Below are 18,222 nucleotides of genomic sequence, written 5' to 3' on the forward strand. Positions count from 1 at the left end.
CCTCTCCCACACGCAGTCGCAACGGTTATTCGAGCCATCTGCCAAATCTCGTTTGCCACGTAGACCCTTCGTCGATTCCGAAAATGTCGCGGAGCAATCCCGCCCGCCAGCTGCCGATGACCAGCATGGCCAGCAAGGAGCCCTCGGCGAGCAATCGCGCCAACACCATGCCTGTGGCTCCCCAGTAACCGGCAAGGGGAACGGCCGCAGCCAGATTCACCAGCGCGCCGGTCACGCCGCTCACGGCAAGCAGTCTCTCGAGTTTGCGGGGAATCAGGAAGTACATGCCCAATACCCGCGTACAAACGGCAAGCGGCATAACAAGCACCATGATCTTCAGAATGGGGACCGCGTGAACGAATTCCGGCCCAAACAGCAGCGGTACGAGCCATTCGGAAAGTAATTTCGTGAGGATGACGCCGGCTACCGCCCCTACGAAGAAGATAGCGAATGTCCGTCGGGCGAGCAGATTGGCTCGTGCCTCGTTACGGGTAACCAGATACATGACCTTCGGCGCGAGAATCTGGGAGGCAGGCGCCATGATGCTCAATCCGGCGGAGACGAGACGCTCCGAGAGACCGAAGGCACTCACCTCCGATGGCGAGGCCAGCAGCGACAAAATATAGGTGGACGCGGCAAGCACCAATACCGCCGTGCCACTGTAGATGAAGATCGTGGCCGACCGCTTGATCAGATTGATGGCCGCACGCAGGGGCGCAATGACCCCGGTGTATTCCTTTCGCACAAGCCAATAGGCCAGCATCGTCTGGGCGAGGTTGGAAGCGAAAATCACCGGGAAGACCCGGTCGATATCGGCCGGCTTTCGAATGAACGAAAACAGCAGCGTGAGCGAAAGCATGAGCCCCAGCATTTCGATCATCACGCTCGTCCTCGGGCGCCCCGTGCTGGTGAAATACCAGCCCAGGTTAAAGGCATTCAGCAGCCCGCCGACTACGACAAAAAAGCTCACACCGGGAACACCGGAAATGATCCCGGACCTGCAAGCCGCAATCCCGCCGACGATCATGCCCGGAATGCACAACAACAGCCGCGCCGTGAACTGATCCCGAAAAATCGCGTCGCGTTCGCTGATATTTTCGGTATGGACGATATCCCGTCCCCCAATGGTGGAGAAGCCGAAGTCGACGCACAGCCAGATGGTGCTCGACAGCGACATCCCTGCCAACACCACGGCGTAGCCGTTGGAACCCAGCACTCTTCCGTAATATGGAACCAGAATGAGCGGATAGATGTACCGGACCACGTACGAGAAATAAACCGCTAACAACTCAATCTTCGATAGCGACGCTTGAACTTTATTCATGAGCCCCCCTGACAGCCCATCCGCCGCGCGCGGGCACACGTCGCGGCACACGCGACGAGAGCGCGCCCGCTGCGGCCGCAAATATATAGAAACAGGAACCGAGTTCGAACACGCTGAGCGAAGCCGACGCCACGATCAACGTCGCGATCATGGCGTGGCGCGCTGCATAGCAGACGGCGCGCTCCGTGAACGGGTAATGGGCAGGCACCGGCACCAGCAGCGACTTCCCAAGGAACATCCCGTAGCACACCACGCCCACGACACCCAGGCTTCCCACCAGCACGACCAGAAAACTCGACGCACGAATACTGCCCAGCCCAACGCCAATTCCGTATGTGTCGAAGAAGTTGGTGATTCCTTGCGCATTCCATCCCATGCGCTCGACGCCGGAATCACTACCCGCCTTGCTCAGAATCGCGGCGTCGACAAAGTCGCTGAGCACTTTCACTACTCCGGGCAGAAAGACGATCACGTAGAGCACTCCCAACAAGCCCGCGCAAGCGGAGATAACCCACAGCCGTTGCTTGCGTACGGGAGCAAAGCGCGAGATCACACCGGGTCGGCTGACGAGCAGTACGAACTGATACACCCCCAACCCGACATACGCCGTTCCCGAAGTCGACAGCAGCAGCAGGCATCCCGTTGAAATCGCAAGCGGACCGGACAACTTCGGACGATAGCCGACGAGCCAGAGATTGAGGCAAAAGACAAAGATCGGCAGCGTGAAAGCCGCGAAGCCTGAGGTTTCACTGAACGTGCCGCTGATGCGAACCATCCCGGCCATTTCCTGGCCGGTCAAATCGGCGAACTGTGCCGTCTTGATAGCCGAGAGGATGTCCAGACCCGCCGCGTGCGCGACGATATCAACTACGCCGGCGAGCACATCAAGGGCGGCGAGCAAAAAGATGGCGTTGGAGAGCGTCCGGTACACGCCACGATATTTCAGGAACGCGAACATGGAGCAATACACCACGACGTCGGCAACGCAATAGACCGACTGGGACAGGTTGCCTGACACAGGAGCAAGCGGCTGCAATATGATGAACTGGCTGCTGCGGTCGACGGGGAACACGAGTGTCGCGCCGCTCAGCACCCGCGGCAGCAGGATGGCCCCCGTGACGCCCCACAGGCAGGTACAGAGCAGCCAGAAGCCGGGCTTGTCCTGCGTGACCGCGGCGGCGAGACCCTTCCCGCCCGCGAGGTTGAACGCCCTGAGCGCGAAGAACGCGAGAAAGACTTGTGCCGGCAAGATGCCGATGCCGCCCAATGCGAGCGCGAGCGTACATCCGAACAGGGAAAACACCGCCATGCCGTAAATTGCGCCGCGATACGACACGTAGAGCGCCGCCAGTCCGACGACGAACACGAAGACTCCGAATATCGTCAGTTCCACTTGCCGAAACCCCCATCCCGTTCATCCCGCATTCGCGCGTGAACGGTCTCGTTATTGAGCCAACTCAGGCCGAGTGCCAGCGCCGCACCACAGGCGGCGTGTCGGCAGGCACTTTATCTGCGTCCATCGCGCGTTCCACGACGCTGAGAAACTCCTGCTTGAATCGCTCCTCCGTAAAACGCATGGCATTGCGACGGCAGACTTCGGCTTTGAGCGGTGGCTGCCGCTCAAAGCGCTCCACCGCATCGACGATCGATTCCACGCTCTGCTCGCCGAAGAAGAGGCCGGTGCCGCGCTCGGGATCCGGCGAATCGACCACGATCTCACGCGACCCGCCGCGACCCAGTGCGATGACGGGCGTGCCACAAGCTTGTGCTTCCACCACTGAAATACCGAAGTCTTCTTCTGCGGCGACGACGAATGCCCGCGCACGCTGCATGTAGTCCACCAGAACCTCGTCGGGCTGATAGCCCAGCAACGTCACATTGGGCGTGGCACATGCCTTCACACGCGCAAAGTCGGCGCCGTCGCCGATCACGACGAGACGCCGCGACGGCATCGCGGCAAACGCCTCGACAATGAGCGGTATCCGCTTGTATGGCACCATGCGCGAAGCAATCAAATAGAAGTCTTCGTGCTGGCCGCCCAGTTCGAACCGCTCCACATCGACTGGCGGATAGACCACGGTGGCCTCGCTGCCGTAGGCTTTGCGAATACGTCGTCCTACAAAGGCAGAATTGGCCACAAAGGCATCTACACCATGCGCCGTGCGCTGGTCCCAGATGCGCATATAGTGAAGCAGCGCACGCACGATCCAGCTTTTCATGCCGCGCTGCAGTCCGGCTTCGCACAAATACTGATGCTGCAGATCCCACGCATACCGGATCGGCGAATGCACATAGCTGATGTGCACCTGATTCGGCCCGGTCAGAATTCCCTTGGCGACGGCATGGCTGGAAGAAATCACGAGGTCGTAGGCTGAAAGATCGAACTGCTCGATCGCCAGCGGCATGAGCGGGAGATAGGTGCGAAACGATTTGCGCGCCCGCGGCAGATGCTGAATGAACGAGGTCGTGGCATGCCTGCCTCCGAGCACACCCCTCAGCGACTCCGGGAAAAAGTCCACGACGCTGTACAGATCGGCCTGCGGAAAGAGCTGAAGAATCTGCTCCACGACCTTCTCCGACCCCGCGTAGGTGACCAGCCACTCGTGTACGAGCGCGACACGCCCGAAGCGGCGAGTGTCGTTGGCGAGATTGGATGCGAGCGTTACATTAGCCACGGCGAGATCTCCTCGATCAACCTGGTGGCAGTGGCTCGCCAGGTGAGTTCCGCGGTCCGCGCACGGCCGCGTTCACGCAGACTCTCGCGCAGCGCGGCGTCGCTCGTGATTCGCTCGAGCAAGCGCGCCAACTCCGCGGGATCGTCGGGCGAGGTATAGAGCACGGCGTCGCTGCACGCCTCCTGCACAGCAGGCAGCCGGGAAGCGATCACCGGGCAGCCGAGCGCCAGCGCCTCGACCGGCGGCAACCCGAAGCCCTCGTAGCGTGACGGATAAACGAAGCACGCTGCACGCCGATAGAGCGCCGCGAGTTCGCCATCGCTCACGTATCCGAGATGCTTCACGAACGCGGGCAACGCATCCTGGCCCGTTCCGTAGACCCGTGCATCGCCGCCGCCCACTACGATGATGTCGAACTGAGCTTCGCGAATGAGACGCGCGGCCTCGGCGACGAGCTGAAAATTCTTGTGACGGTTGAGGCTGCCCACGGCGAGCACGAAGGGACGTTCGTCGAGCGCCACGGCCGCCGTTGCGCCTGTATCCTGATGCACGCGCAACATGTGCTCGCCGCTCTCGGGCACGACACCGATCTTCTCTGCCGGAATGCGGTAGGCATCGCACAACTCGCGCCGCGAGAATTCCGACACGGTAATGACACGCTGCGATATGCGGCCAAGACGCGGCGCCATCAGACGATACCAGGCGACGAAGGAGCGGCTGTAGCTGTCGGGCACGCGCGCGGGCGCCGCATCATGCAGCACCGTAATCTGACGGCGATACAACAGCGGCCCGGAGTTGCAAAGATTGAGCAGCAACCCGCCGCTTGCCGCTTGCGGCAATGCGAGTTGTTCCCAACGCAGGCCACCGCCTTTTCCACGCGCGCGCAGGCCGATGTGCCGGAACGGATTCGGCATGGCGGCCAGCGCTTCGGGTACGATGATCTCGGTGCGCAATCCAGCCACGCGCGGATCGCGCAGTTCGATCAACTGGTCCAGCGCGCGGATGGTCTCGAACGCAAAGCGATCGACACCCGTCGCGCGGCGACCGAGGAAGCGGCCATTAATCAAGAGATTCGGGGCATGCACGTTGTTCATCGCAGAGTCCAGGGCGTCGCTCATGGCCGGATTTGATGCGCCACGCGATGCGATTCATATTGCTTGCAGTGTGGCCTCTCTTCGTGCCGACGAATGTTCGCCGTCGCTCATGCCATGCGAACTCTCGCGTCTAAAGCCCGCTTTAAGCAATTGAATGCGAATGACGTGGAAAGGCTGGCGCCCGTGCGCCTGCGAAGTGCTAGCTGATGCAGGGCGGCTGAACGAGGTGATTTATTCGAACGCTATGCAGGCGGACAGTGGGCGTGCCAATACCTGCACGATGTGATTCCCCGCGGTCGCGCAGCGCGCCGCTGAAAAAAAATCGCGCGAAATCTACTGGAGTTCGAGCCACAGGCCCGTAAAGGCACCTACGCTGGAGGAAGGCCGATCGAGCACCGGAACCCGGAAATCGGGCGACTGCCATTCACCCATCACCTGGTAGCCCAAACGCCTGAAATCTGCAATAAGTTTTGCGCGGTTATAGAGCATGCACGCGACGCGGATGTGTCCGCCATCCTGAACTATCGCAAAATCCTGACCGTCTGTGAGCGGAGTTCGGTTAATTAATATGTACTTGGGGAGCCGGCTAACCGGCGCCAGCAATTCCGGCACTGACCTGTCGAAATAGTGAAGGGATCCACTCGCAATAAATAAATCCGCTCCGTCGATCTGCTGGAAATTATCAGTAAACTTGAGATTCTTTATATTCCTGCTGTTCGCCAACGCCTCTCCACGCGCAATTGTCTCCGGCAGATCATAAACCGTCCAGCTTACGTCGTCTCTAAGCGGTATGTAATTTCGATAGCAATAGAAAAGGTTGCCGACATTCCCACCCAGATCGAATACTTTTTGAATGCGAAGCACCCGATCCCGGAGGTAGTAAAACGCGGCGTAGTCGCTGAGCCTGGCCGAAAAGCTGATATGCAGATCGACATTTTCGGTACTTTCGTGTCCGCCTTTGCCATAAGGCTTGACCGCCCTCTCGGCTTCACCCAGTGTTCGGAAACTGCGGCGGTATCCCAGCACCATTCCCAATGCCGCGGCTCCGACTCTCGTGCTGCCCGCTCCCTCTATCAGCCGGCGCCCATAGCCGCTCTTGCCGAAGGCCCGAAAAATTCTCGCTGTCGTGACGATCTGAATGTCGCGTAGAGTGTTCATTTTTCCCATCAGGATAATCAGACACACCATGGATATTCGCCAGGACGGACCTCTATCGAACGCTCCCGGCAATTTCCCTCTATTCCGCCCTCGCCGCTCCCGTATCCTTGGCAAAGCCGTAGCTCGAATAGCCGTACGCGGCGTATTCGTTGCCGTAGCGTCCCGGACGCGATGTCATGTCGTTGAAGATCACGCCGCGAATGGGAACGCCAACCTGCTCGAAGCGCCGCACCGACTCGCGCAGATCGGCCACGCTCGTCGCGCCCTGACGCGCGATCACGAACACCGTGCCCGCCAGTTTCCCGATAATCCCGGCGTCGGCCACCGGCAAGATCGGCGGCGCATCGATCAGCACGAGGTCATACGTCGAATTGGCCCATGCCACGAAATTCCTGAAAGCGTCTTTTCGCAGCAGCTCGCTGGCATTGGTCACATAGCCTCCGGTCGCGACGAAGTCGACGCCCGGCATCACGTCGCGATTGACCACGTGGTCGTAGCTTTGGCAGGGGTCGAAGATGTTCGTGACGCCCGGCATACCCGGCACCGCCATATGCTGGTTCAGCGTGCCCCGCCGCAGATCCGCATCGACGAGGAGCACACGCTTGCCCGAGGCACCGAATACGGCCGCCAGATTGACCGAGACGAACGACTTGCCGACCATCGGTGTCGGCCCCGCCAGCAGCACGACACGATTGGCTGCGTCCTCCAGCGAATGTTCGAGCGCACTTCGGAAGCTGCGCAGGCTTTCGACCGCCGGGTCGAACACGGCCTTGTGCGCGAGCACCGTGTTCGCGCCCGGCGCGCCGTGCGGCAAGCGACGCGTAAGCGAATGCTGAATGCGGCTGCGCGGTACGGCCGCGAACACCGCCAGCCCGGTGCCCGCTTCGATCTCGTCCACGACGCAGACGCCGCGATTGAGCCGCTGACGCAGCAGCACGAGCACAGCGCCGGCGAACAATCCGGTAAACACGGCCGCGACCACGATGATTGCGCGCTTCGGCCGGATCGGTCCTTCAGGCGGCACCGCCGCGTCGATCATGCGCACATTCGACACGCGCCCTGCCTTGATCAGACGCAACTGCTCGCGGCTGTTCAAAAGATTCGTATAGATGTTCGTATCGACGGTCACTTCCCGCTGCAGGCGCACGACCTGCTGTTCCAGCGGCGGCAGCGCACGGGTCTGCCCAGCCAGGTGCTCCAGCGACTTCTCCGCTTCGGAGAGTTGCCCGTTGATGGCGACGAGAGCCGGATTGTCGTCGGTGAAACGGGCCATCGCCTGCGCGCGCTGCTGTTGCAGATCGGCGATACGCTGCTGCGCCAGCGCCGAACTCTGCAACAGCGCCGACGCTTCGGCATCCAGATTGACCGCGCCGTGCTCGGAGCGAAACGAGTTGAATTCGTTCTCGGCTTTCTCGAGCTGGGCCTTGAGCAGAGGCAGCTGCCGGTCGAGGAATGCAATCTGCTTTTCCGCTTCTTCCTGCGTGCGCTGGGCGTTCTGCCGGATGTATTCGTTGCCGATCGCGTTCAGAATGGTGCTGGTGAGCACCGGGTCTTCGCCATCCAGCGAAACACCAATGACATCGGATTCCTTGCCCTTTTCCGTGATGGCGACCGCCGCCTGCAGCCCCTGGATCGCGCTCAGTTCGGACAGGCGCATCACGTTGAAGACCGTGCCCGGCTGCCCATCGATCCGGCCCACGACCAGGTCGATCGAGCCGCCCACCGTCGGCGCGTGCAGCGCTTCTCCCACATGCCCTTCGAGCGTGATGCCGCCCCCCTCGAGCGTGTAGGCCCCGTCGCCCCGGTAGGTCAAGACGAACGGTCTGCCTTGCAGGCGCGCCGGCACGTCGAATTGCGTGACCTCGATCGCCTCGTCGCCCCATGCGTAACCGCCCCATCCCGACCAGTGGTCGAGGCTCAGATGCCGAGCGGCCCAGCGGCCCACCACAGGGAAATAGCGCGGCGTCGCCTTGATATAGAGCCTGGTCGCATCCACGGCGGACGACACGACCATGCGCGAACGCAATACCTCCATTTCCGCCGATGCCTGGGTCTTGACCGCGAGCTGGGAGGAAAGATCGGCCAGCGCCGATTTCGCCGCGTTCGGGCTCTCCTCCACCTGAATGAGCATGTCCGATTGATAGACGGGAGCCGCCAGTACCGCATAGAGGGTGCCGATCAGTGTAAAGATTATCGTGACGATCAGGATCGTCTTGCGTCCCGCATACAGCGTATCCAGCAGGTTGCCCATGTGCCCGCCGTCGGGGGCGATCGGCATGACCGTCTCCACAGGGCCCTCAAGCAGGTAGTCGCGATGATTCATCTTGTTTCCCCGATGGCGAACAGGTCGACTGACGCGGTTCGTGTGGTTTGTATTGTTCATGTGTGCGTCAGTATCCAATTGCACGGCTCGTGGCCGCGGCCTGGGTCGTCGGCAAAATCAGGCTGATGACACGGCTCCACTTCACGAGCGCGGACGTATCGACGAACACGACATCGTTGGGCTTGAGCTCGAACGAGTCGGCCGTGGCCATGGCTGAGGCGCTGCTCGCATCGAGATGGAACACGGTCGGCTGGCTGGTATCGCGTCCGCGCACGACATACACCTGCGAGGCATCGCCCGACGCCTGGTTGATCCCTCCCGCGTTACCCAGTGCCTCGTTGAGCGACATACGTCCGTTATTGAACATCACGCCTCCTGGACGCTCGACCTCGCCGACCACGAAAACCTTGCTGTCGGTTTGCGCGAAGATCCGCACAAGGTCGCCATCGTGCAGAATGACCCGGTCGGGATTGAACCCCTTGCGGATCATCGCCGGCATGTCGATATCCACGGTGGTGTCGCCACGTGTCACGGACACGTGCGAGCGGTCGGCATTGGCGGTGAAGCCACCGGCGCGGTTGATCGCTTCGGGCAACGTCATCGGTCTGTCATTGAGCACCTGCACGCCCGGCGTCTTGACCTCGCCGTCGAGATACACGCGCTTGCTGCGATAGGTCTCAATACGCACGGTGATCTGCGGCTGACGCACGTATTTCGCGAGCTTCCCCGCGAGGATGTCACGCACGCCCATTTCCGAAAGACCGGCGACTTTCAGCGGACCAATATAGGCATACTGAATGAAGCCGTTGTTATCGACGGTGTAGCCGGATGCAACCGAACTGGCGCCCGATGGAGCGTCGCCGCCGCCGCCGCCCGCGGGCAGGTTGAGTTCGGGGTGATCCCAGACGACGATGCTGAGAATATCGCCGGGGCCGATTTCATAGGGCGTGGCCTTGGCGAACATCTTCTCCACGTCCTCGGGAATGCCTTTGGGCCGCGCGGCAGCTTCCTTGTCCACGAGGTCCCTTGTGATCTCGACGAGCGTGCCGGACGGCGCACCCGCGATGCCCTTGGCCGCGAGACTATCGGGCACCGCCGTGCCGGATGCCGCACCGACGCCCCCTGCTCCTGCGCTGTACGTCATGCCCGGCGCCATGGCACAGCCGCTCAGCGCAGCGAGCGCGAGGCAAACGGCAAACGCGGCCCCGCGGCGCAGCAAGCCCACCAGTCCGTCATCCCGCACGACACGCGCGTGCGCAGTCCCGATCCAGTCCATCGCGTTGAGTCCCATCGCAACACCCCCAATCCGTTACACGCGTTCCGGGTCATGCCGTGTGGCCCGGATACCTGATATGCCGACCACGTCTCGCGCTAACACGTTTGCAGCCCGCCTGCAGTTCCGCTTGCGGCTCGTTTGCAAATCCGTTTGCAATTCCGTTTGCAATTCTTCAATACGCGCCAGTACCGCGAATCACGACGAAAAATGTCTTGAACAGGATGCCGATGTCTTTGCGGAAGGTCCAATTCATGACATAGGCGACGTCGAGTGATACGCGCGTTGCGTAGTCGATATCGTTGCGCCCGCTCACCTGCCACAGGCCCGTGATGCCGGGCGTCGCCATCAGGTAGTACTTTCTCGCCTCGCCATAGCGCTCCAGCTCCTGATCGATGATCGGGCGCGGGCCGACAAAACTCATCTGCCCGCGCAGGACGTTCCAGAGTTGGGGCAACTCGTCGAGACTCGTGCGCCGCAGGAAGTGGCCGATCCGGGTCACGCGCACGTCATGCTTCAGCTTGAATTCGCGCTCCCATTCGGCGCGGGCTTCGGGATCGCGCTCGAGCAGATCCTTGAGCACCTGCTCCGAATTCATCACCATCGATCTGAACTTCAGACAACGAAACTTCTTTCCATGGCGGCCTACACGCGTATGGCCATATAACGCCGGACCGCCATCGCGCCTGACGAGCAGCGCGAGTACGGCGAGCAGCGGCGAGAGCATGACGATCGCGCTCACGGCCGCCACGATATCGAACAGACGCTTCAGGGCATGTCCAACTACGGCGCTACGCACCGTGCTGCGCGAATCGACCTCGAGCGTTTCCCGGCGCCACCATGCACGGGTCAGTCGCAGCACGCTGAATTCCGAAAAGAACAGGGTGTGCGACAGCAGCAGGGAAATACCCGTCGTCAATGTCCAGTACATGAACCACGGCAATGCGAGCAGATGATCGTGATGAATCGCATAAAGCAGCACGAGCCCGCAGAGCTGCACGGCAAGCCAGGCGAACGCCGTGCGGCCTGCGACGCTGAAAAGCGAACGGCTGCCACGCGTGCCATAGGTCCCGCAGGCGGGAAAGACCGAGAGGGCGAGCGCGGCGCAGAACGCCACCAGCGTGGGATCGGGGTGATGCACCGCGGCCACCTGTGCGGAATTCAGATTCAGGTGTACGGCGCATACGGCGCCCAGCACGATCAGCACGACATCGACCGTACGTTGCAGCACGATATCGACCGTACGTTGCGTAAAATCTGACCGTTGCGTTAGCTCTGACATTTCCCTACCCCAGTGCGTGTCGTGTTCGTCAGACGTTCATCGTCTGGCGCGGTCGTCCGCCACAGGCGAACGCACGGATCTCCCTGCTTCGGGCCATCCATACGTGCGCGATGCCCGCCCCGATAAGCCACGACAACACATTACGGCGCAAGCGACGCAGGATCCGTGCGTAATCCCACCAACGGTTTGTGATCGTCGCCGCCTCGTGATCCGGGCCGCGCGTGAGCCGCCCTGCAAGCCACATGCGCGTGTCGCGCTATGTGCGAAAGCGCACATAGTGCGACATTCCTGCAACGACAGGAGCGACGATTAATATGACGTATTCCTAAATGTTTACCCTGAAGATCTCGCGCTTCGAGTCCATTTTCATTATTTGATCGCGACATCTGTGGTAGAGGGAATCTAATCACCTGCGCAATACTTATCCGTTCGCCGCCGCACACACGACCGAGGCAAAGACACGGCAAGATGGCCTCTGGCTGCGCCTGCAATGTGGAAAAGCCAATTGAAGTGCCGGCATGGAGCTAGCAGGCGCGGGAGCCGGTAACCGGCAACCGTTCCACGCGAGGAATACGCGGTGAGGCATTCCGTAACGACCACTCACGGCCCGCTCGCCGATACGGCCGGTTCGCGACACCGGCGCTCAGGCCTGCGCGTCGCCGAGAGCCTTGCGGCAGGCATCTGCGCGCTCGCATGCGCAGCGGCGGTGCACGCGAGCGACGCCGTGCAAGCCATGCCAGCCAGGGATTTCCTCCAGACGCTCGCCGTCGTCACCCACGTCAGCTACACCGACGGTGCGTACGTCAACGTGCACAACGTCGCCGACGATATGGCGTGGCTGGGCATCCACCACGTTCGCGACTACGCGCCAGGCTCCTCCATCCCGTTCGCAAGCTATGTCTATCTCGCGCAGCGCGGCGTGAAATTCAACTTTCTGATGGGCGCGGACTTCGAGAAGCAAATCGGGCAGGCAGTGAAGTTGAATACCGAGGTGCCAGGCAGCGTCGCGGCCATCGAAGGCCCCAACGAACTGAACAACTTTCCGGTCAGTTACCAGGGGCTTACCGGCGCCGCCGCCGGCCTCGCCGTGCAGCGCGACCTCTACGCACGCGTACACGGCACGCCGGAGCTAAAAGGGGTGCCCGTCTACGACGCGACCGGCTTCGAGCCCAGGTCGGTCGAGACGCGCACGAATTCGGCCGATTACGCGAATCAGCATGTCTATCCGCAAAACGGCGAACAACCGCTCTGGAATGCGAATGGCGACAGGTGGATGCTTGCCGCCATTCACCTCGGCCAGCGATTCCAGTTGCCGCTCGTCATCACCGAGTTCGGCTACTTCTCGTTGCCGCAGGCGGGCTGGTACATGCTGGGCGTCGACGAGCGAACACAGGCCAAGGGCGTTCTCAACGGCTATATGGATGCGGCGGCGGCGGGTGTGAAGCGGCTCTACGTGTATGAACTGCTCGACGAAAAACCCGATCCGGCGCGCAACAACGACGAAATGCATTACGGGCTCTTTCGCAACGACAACAGTCCGAAGCCGGTGGCCTACGCCATTCGCAATCTCACGTCGATCCTGAACGCCAGCACCACGCGACGCGCGAACGCAGCAACGCGCAGCACGCTCGCGTATACGCTTTCGGCAATGCCGGCATCGGCAAACAGCCTGCTGCTGCAAAAGAAGGACGGTCGCTTCGTGCTGGTGCTCTGGAACGAAACGCTCATCTGGAACCGTGCGACGGGAACGCCGCTCGCGGGCCCGCCCGCGCGCGTCGATATCGACTTCGGCGACAAAGCCAGGCGCGTCGATCTTTACGATCCGCTCGCTTCGGCGCAGCCGCTCGAAAGCCATCGCGACCTGCGCCAGCTCACCGTGGACGTGCCCGACCACGTCATCCTGCTCGAAATCACACCGGCGAACACGCCGGGAACCTGAGCACACCAGCCAACGCGTTGTCCCGACCGGAATGCACGCGCGCCATCGCGCGCGGGAGCTTCGGGCGGGCGGCGTGTCCGCCTTTGTATAATCGCGCATTCCTTCTTCCGGTCGCGGTTTCCTTTCATGCTCAGTTTTGCCCTCGGCTTTCTCGTTTCGTTGCTGGTCACGCTGCTGATCGTGCGTTACGCGCATCTGCATGAAAGGTTCTCCGTCGACTCCGATCTCGCGGGCGTGCAGAAATTTCACGTGCGGCCCGTGCCGCGCATCGGCGGAACGGGCATCCTCGCGGGGCTGATCGTGGCCGCCGCGCAGTTGCACGGGGCGTATCCGGCCGTCTCGGGCGGCATACTCGGCATCGTCGCGTGCGGGCTGCCCGCGTTCGCCTCGGGCCTCGTCGAAGATCTGACCAAACGCGTCTCGCCGCTCGCGCGCCTCCTTTGCACGATGGCCGCCGCCGCGCTCGCGTTCTGGTTCCTCGGCATCGCGGTCACGCGCATCAGCGTGCCGCCGCTCGACTTCCTGCTTTCCTACGCGGCGATTTCGTTCGTCATCACCGTGCTCGCGGTCGCCGCGCTCGCCAATGCGATCAACATCATCGACGGCTTCAACGGCCTCGCCTCGATGGTCGCGTTCATGATGTTCGCCTCGCTCGCCTACGTGGCCTTCCAGGTGCACGACCCGGTGGTGCTCTCCGCGTCGTTCATCATGATGGGCGCGGTGCTGGGCTTCTTCATGTGGAATTTCCCCGCGGGCCTGATCTTCCTCGGCGACGGTGGCGCGTATTTCATCGGATTCATGCTTGCCGAGCTGTCGATCCTGCTCGTCATGCGCAACCGCGATGTTTCGGCCTGGTATCCGGTGCTGCTCTTCATGTATCCGATCTTCGAGACCTGCTTCTCGATTTACCGGAAGAAGTTCGTGCGCGGCATGTCGCCCGGCATCCCCGACGGCGTGCACCTGCATATGCTCGTGTACAAGCGCCTCATGCGCTGGGTCGTGGGCGCGCGCAATGCACGCGAACTCACGCGCCGCAATTCGCTCACTTCACCCTACCTGTGGCTGCTCTGCCTGATCGCCGTGATTCCGGCCACGCTGTTCTGGCGCCACACGCTGCACCTGTTCTGTTTCGTCGTGCTGTTCGCGCTCACGTACGTATGGCTCTATGTGAGCATCGTGCGCTTTCGCTCGCCCAAGTGGCTCGTCGTGCGCAGGACGCGCAAGCACTGAATACGGCTGGATTCCCTGCAGGCGGGACCGCCGCGCAGCCCCGGCGCATATGTCCCCGGTTTGCGCGTAGAATTATTGAAGGGAAGAACTGTGCGCATGCCGCATGCCCGCAGCCCTTCCATTCGACACTTATTTGACCTTCATTCGACGTCTTTCAATTCAGGGAAAGCCAAAATGAGCCGATATCTCGCGCTTGCGCTTGCACTGCTCGCCGTAACGCTCGCCGCCTGCAACACTATTGCAGGCGCCGGCGAGGACATTTCGAAGGGCGGTCAGGCCATCACCAACTCGGCAGAAAAGGCGAAATAAGCCGGTCGCGGGCTTTACCGCGGTGCGAGCGCCCACTCACTGCGCGGCGCGTTCTCGCAGCCGCGCGGCTTCCGTCTCCAGCTCGCGCACGCGGGCATCAGTTCCTCGACCAGCGCCGGGTCTTCGACGACGCGGGCCATCGGGCACGCGGCTCGCTGTTCCGACACTTTCGCGTTGCGCGCGAACGCCAGGGGCACGCCCATGAGCGCGGCGGCAGTTCCCGCCCCGTGCGGCCCGAAGCGCGCTACCCTTGATGTTCACGCCGCGTGGCGCGAGTCCACTCACCCGCCCGGCCGCCGCATGGGCCGGGCGCCATGGCAGGAGTCGAACATGTCGAAAACGATCTGGGTTGTCGTCGCCAACCGTGTGACCGCGCGCATTTTCGCCGCCGAAAGCCCGCTGGGCGCCATCGACGAGGTCGAGACGCTGCTCCATCTGCAGGGCCGCATGTCGGATGAGAACCTCGTGACCGACAAGCCGGGGCGCACGACCGACCGCGTAGGCTTCGGCCGCAGCGCGACCGATCCCGACACCAGCCAGCACGAGCACGAAACCACCGTGTTCGCCGCGCAGATCGCGACGACACTCGCGAAGGCCCGCAACGATGCGCGCTACGGCACGCTCGTGCTCGCGGCGCCGCCCGCGTTCCTGGGCGCGCTGCGCAAGGCGATCGACGCGCAAACGCGCAGCCTCGTCACACTCGAACTCGACAAGGATCTTGCGGCACTCGACGCACGCGAACTGCGCGCGCGTCTGCCTGAGCGGCTTGTGCGGGCCGAAGCGTGAGTCAGCCGATCCCGCAAAAGGGTGCGCGGGCCGATATCCGGCGCGGTGAGTAAGAATAGTCTCGCTCACCCCGCGAGATGCGCGACGCACGCGCGTACGAGGCCGATCGCATTCTCGCCCGCCAGCATGCCGAGCAACCCGACGAGCGCAATGGTCGGCGGCGCGGGCGATTTCACGTGCAGCACGTTGTAAAGCAGCCCCGCGAGCGCGCCGACCGCGAACGACACCAGATACCCCTTCATCTTCGCCCCCCGTTCGTTCGAGCCGCGCTCACGCCATGTCGATCACGACGCGCCCAGGCGTGCCCGCCGCGACCGCCTCATAGGCTTCGCGGGCGCGAGCAAGCGGAAAGTGCGCGGCCACGACGGGCGGCTCGAACTGGCACGCGTCGAACGCTTCGGCGATCGCACGCATGAGCGGCGCGGATTCGGCCACGCCGAGCTTCGCGCTATCGGCGCCGAAGAGCTGCGTTTCGTTGTGATAGAAGTCGATCAGGTCGAACTCCACGCGCCGCTTGCCCGTTGCGCTGATTTCGATCACGCGGCCACGCCGCTTCGCAAGCGAGAGCGCCAGTTCGAACGCGACGCCGCCCACGGCATCGTAGACGACGTCCGCGCCCGCGCCGCCCGTCAATTCGCGTACGCGTGCGGCGGTGTGCTCGTTCATGGGAACGAAGGCATCGATGAGGCGTGCGGCCGGCGAACCGGCCAGCGGCGCCTCGCGACTCACGCCAATCACGCGTGCACCGCGCACCTTCGCGATCTGCGCGACCGCGCCGCCCACGCCGCCCGACACGCCGATCACGGCGATCGTTTCGCCCTCGGTGAGGCGCGCGTAATCGACGGTGCCAAGCCACGCCACGACGAAGTTCACGCCAATGGACGCCGCCTGCGCGTGCGAGAGCGCCGCGGGCTTGCGCGCGAGCGCGGCCACGGGCACCTCGATGAACTCGGCGTGCGTGCCGTCGCGCGTGAAGCCGATGTCGCCGCCCGTGCCCCAGACCTCGGCGCCGAGCCATTCTTCGGGGCCCGCCACCACCACGCCGCTGAAGTCGCGCCCCGGCACGCGCGGCGGCACCGTGTGCTCGAAATGGCCGGAGACGTTCTTCACGTCGCTCGGGTTGACCGAGGCGGCGCGCACCTGCACGAGCGCACTTCCGGCGCCGGGCACGGGCGTGGGCAGATCGACGTACCCGAGCACCTCGGGCTTGCCGAAGGTCTTGAACTGGATGGCTTTCATGGCGGGACTCCGTGTCATCAGGTTTCGCGCAACGGCTTGCGCGAAGACGATATCGAACCAGGCGTCAATGTAGTGTGTCGTAGCCCGGTTGGGCGGACAGAGACTTTCGAATTTCGGACAAGGTAACGTTTTAACTAATTGCTGGCTTCTGTACGGTCGCCCACAAAACTACGCATTCGCATATCTTTGCGCGATGTCAGAATAGCCGCGATCAAACGCTGCACGTTCCGCTCCGGCAGCCATCGGCGAACGTGCAGGTCGCGCCTCCACCATGCAAAAGCTCAAAGCCCTTACCGCGCTGCGCGCTGTCGCAGCGATAACGGTCATCTTCTTTCACATCATGTCGCCGACCGGCCACACGTTCGGTGAATTCGGCGTCGACATTTTCTTCGTGACAAGCGGTTTCGTCATCGCGCTCGTGCTGGACAACCCCGCATTGACCGCACAGCGTTTTCTCGCGGACCGCATTGCGCGCATCGTACCGCTGTATTGGGTGTTGACGTTCGGCGTATTCGTCGGGGCGCTCGTCGCGCCTGAGTTGTTGAATTCGACCACAGCGAACCTCGGCAATCTGCTGAAGTCGCTTTTTTTCATTCCCTATCGCAAGGAAAGTGGCCAGATATTCCCGATGTTGTTCGTCGGCTGGACGCTGAATTACGAAATGCTGTTTTACGTGGTCACAGCCGCTTCGTTGATGCTGGTGCGCCGTTACCGCCTGGTGCTCACCTCTGCGCTGATCCTCGCGATCTTTTGCGCCGCGAAGGCATCCCACTCGGGCAGCGTGCTTGCCGCGTTCTATATGAATCAGCGGATGTTCGAGTTCCCGCTCGGATTCATGGCCTACCAGAACTGGAAATCGGGAGTCCGGATCAAGCTGCCGCTTGCGGGGTGCGTCGCGGCAGCAGCCTATGCATGGATGGCCTACATTAACTGGCACGACCTTTCCGACGCACCGCTGCTCTATTACGGCCTTCCGGCTTTCGTGCTGATCGGCTGCACACTGAGCCTGGAACCGGCGATGGGCTCGGGCTCGTTGACTCGCGCAGCAATATTCATCGGCAATGCGAGTTATGCCATCTACCTGAGCCATCCATACTGCGTGGAAGCTGCACGCAAACTGCTGCCGGACGCTATCGACGGCTTTGACGCAACTGCGCCGCCCGGAGTGGCGCTCACGATGATCGTGGCTACGGCGATGGGCGCCGCGCTCTACCAGTTCGTCGACTGGCCGTTGCACAGGCACGCGCGCCGTCTGTTGCACGCTGTGCCGGCCATCCGGTTGCGCAGATCGCGCACTGCCGGCGCGCGCGATACGGGCACGCACGCCCAGGAAGAACCGGCCGGCGACCTGCCGGTCAACGAGGACGCGAACTGAACGGCGAAGTGCGCGGACCGCAGGGCGATCAAGGCCGTATTCCCGCCATCCCGAAATGCACTTTGCGGAACTCACGGCGCAAATGGTTAGCGAGCATGCTGGCACTCGGGCGCTTAGCCCCAGCCCTTTCAAGGTCTTTGTGCGTCAAACCTGGTAACCTGGCGGCCTGTTCAAGGATGGCGGGTACGAAGGAATGTTTGACGAGGTGATGAAGC

Annotated in this window: 17 protein-coding genes; 5 read left to right on the forward strand and 12 right to left on the reverse strand. The window is 62.3% G+C overall.

The genetic code is table 11. The annotated features are described in order from the left end of the window. Nucleotides 1–25: 25 nt before the first annotated feature. The 8 genes from C7411_RS33000 to C7411_RS33035 all read right to left on the reverse strand — a co-directional run bounded on the left by C7411_RS33000 (nt 26) and on the right by C7411_RS33035 (nt 11,129). Nucleotides 26–1,324: a lipopolysaccharide biosynthesis protein gene (locus C7411_RS33000; protein ID WP_110388315.1), complete on the reverse strand. Its 1,299-nt coding sequence runs from the start codon at nt 1,322–1,324 to the stop codon at nt 26–28. Further along, entirely contained in the window at nt 1,317–2,591 is a 1,275-nt protein-coding gene (locus tag C7411_RS33005) for a hypothetical protein (protein WP_243413432.1), read from the reverse strand. The genes C7411_RS33000 and C7411_RS33005 overlap by 8 nt, the downstream gene beginning before the upstream one ends. Before the next feature lie 190 nt (nt 2,592–2,781). Then, nucleotides 2,782–3,999 (reverse strand): glycosyltransferase family 4 protein, encoded by a 1,218-nt coding sequence (locus C7411_RS33010; RefSeq protein ID WP_110388316.1) that lies wholly within the window; start codon nt 3,997–3,999, stop codon nt 2,782–2,784. Next, nucleotides 3,987–5,117 (reverse strand): glycosyltransferase family 4 protein, encoded by a 1,131-nt coding sequence (locus C7411_RS33015; RefSeq protein WP_243413433.1) that lies wholly within the window; start codon nt 5,115–5,117, stop codon nt 3,987–3,989. The genes C7411_RS33010 and C7411_RS33015 overlap by 13 nt, the downstream gene beginning before the upstream one ends. A gap of 309 nt (nt 5,118–5,426) precedes the next feature. Then, nucleotides 5,427–6,251 (reverse strand): methyltransferase, TIGR04325 family, encoded by an 825-nt coding sequence (locus tag C7411_RS33020; RefSeq protein ID WP_165822941.1) that lies wholly within the window; start codon nt 6,249–6,251, stop codon nt 5,427–5,429. A 79-nt stretch (nt 6,252–6,330) separates the two neighbouring features. Continuing rightward, a complete protein-coding gene (locus tag C7411_RS33025) occupies nt 6,331–8,574 on the reverse strand; it encodes a GNVR domain-containing protein (protein WP_110388318.1) in 2,244 nt (747 codons plus the stop codon). Nucleotides 8,575–8,641: 67 nt separating this feature from the next. Then, nucleotides 8,642–9,865, reverse strand: a complete 1,224-nt coding sequence (locus tag C7411_RS33030) for a polysaccharide biosynthesis/export family protein (protein ID WP_110388319.1) — start codon at nt 9,863–9,865, stop codon at nt 8,642–8,644. A 157-nt stretch (nt 9,866–10,022) separates the two neighbouring features. Then, nucleotides 10,023–11,129 carry a sugar transferase gene (locus C7411_RS33035; protein WP_110388320.1) on the reverse strand — a complete coding sequence of 369 codons (1,107 nt, stop codon included), beginning with the start codon at nt 11,127–11,129 and terminating at the stop codon, nt 10,023–10,025. 577 nt (nt 11,130–11,706) lie between these two features. Here C7411_RS33035 and C7411_RS33040 point away from each other — a divergent pair. The 3 genes from C7411_RS33040 (at nt 11,707) to C7411_RS33050 (ending at nt 14,607) form a co-directional block, all read left to right on the forward strand. Continuing rightward, complete coding sequence (locus C7411_RS33040; protein WP_243413434.1) at nt 11,707–13,068, forward strand: glycoside hydrolase 5 family protein; 1,362 nt, start codon at nt 11,707–11,709, stop codon at nt 13,066–13,068. A gap of 126 nt (nt 13,069–13,194) precedes the next feature. After that, nucleotides 13,195–14,298, forward strand: coding sequence for an MraY family glycosyltransferase (locus C7411_RS33045; RefSeq protein ID WP_110388321.1), 1,104 nt, complete (start codon nt 13,195–13,197; stop codon nt 14,296–14,298). Nucleotides 14,299–14,472: 174 nt separating this feature from the next. Continuing rightward, nucleotides 14,473–14,607: an entericidin A/B family lipoprotein gene (locus tag C7411_RS33050; protein ID WP_110388322.1), complete on the forward strand. Its 135-nt coding sequence runs from the start codon at nt 14,473–14,475 to the stop codon at nt 14,605–14,607. A 14-nt stretch (nt 14,608–14,621) separates the two neighbouring features. On the opposite strand, the gene C7411_RS33055 is transcribed toward C7411_RS33050, so the two are convergent. Continuing rightward, a complete protein-coding gene (locus C7411_RS33055; protein ID WP_110388323.1) occupies nt 14,622–14,810 on the reverse strand; it encodes a hypothetical protein in 189 nt (62 codons plus the stop codon). A gap of 127 nt (nt 14,811–14,937) precedes the next feature. Between C7411_RS33055 and C7411_RS33060 the strand changes: the two genes are divergently transcribed. Continuing rightward, nucleotides 14,938–15,393: a host attachment protein gene (locus C7411_RS33060; protein ID WP_165822942.1), complete on the forward strand. Its 456-nt coding sequence runs from the start codon at nt 14,938–14,940 to the stop codon at nt 15,391–15,393. A gap of 65 nt (nt 15,394–15,458) precedes the next feature. On the opposite strand, the gene C7411_RS33065 is transcribed toward C7411_RS33060, so the two are convergent. Together C7411_RS33065 and C7411_RS33070 are read right to left on the reverse strand one after the other, a co-directional pair. Beyond that, on the reverse strand, nt 15,459–15,635 hold the full coding sequence (locus tag C7411_RS33065) for a DUF1427 family protein (protein WP_110388325.1): 177 nt from the start codon (nt 15,633–15,635) through the stop codon (nt 15,459–15,461). A gap of 28 nt (nt 15,636–15,663) precedes the next feature. After that, complete coding sequence (locus C7411_RS33070; protein ID WP_110388326.1) at nt 15,664–16,632, reverse strand: quinone oxidoreductase family protein; 969 nt, start codon at nt 16,630–16,632, stop codon at nt 15,664–15,666. A gap of 271 nt (nt 16,633–16,903) precedes the next feature. On the opposite strand from C7411_RS33070, the gene C7411_RS33075 reads away from it, so the two are divergent. Beyond that, a complete protein-coding gene (locus tag C7411_RS33075) occupies nt 16,904–18,007 on the forward strand; it encodes an acyltransferase family protein (RefSeq protein ID WP_110388327.1) in 1,104 nt (367 codons plus the stop codon). A gap of 28 nt (nt 18,008–18,035) precedes the next feature. On the opposite strand, the gene C7411_RS37910 is transcribed toward C7411_RS33075, so the two are convergent. Then, nucleotides 18,036–18,222, reverse strand: a 187-nt coding sequence (locus C7411_RS37910; protein ID WP_207786582.1) for a hypothetical protein, incomplete at its 5' end; no start/stop codon positions are given.

Source organism: Paraburkholderia silvatlantica, assembly GCF_003096715.1.
GTDB classification, from domain to species: domain Bacteria; phylum Pseudomonadota; class Gammaproteobacteria; order Burkholderiales; family Burkholderiaceae; genus Paraburkholderia; species Paraburkholderia silvatlantica.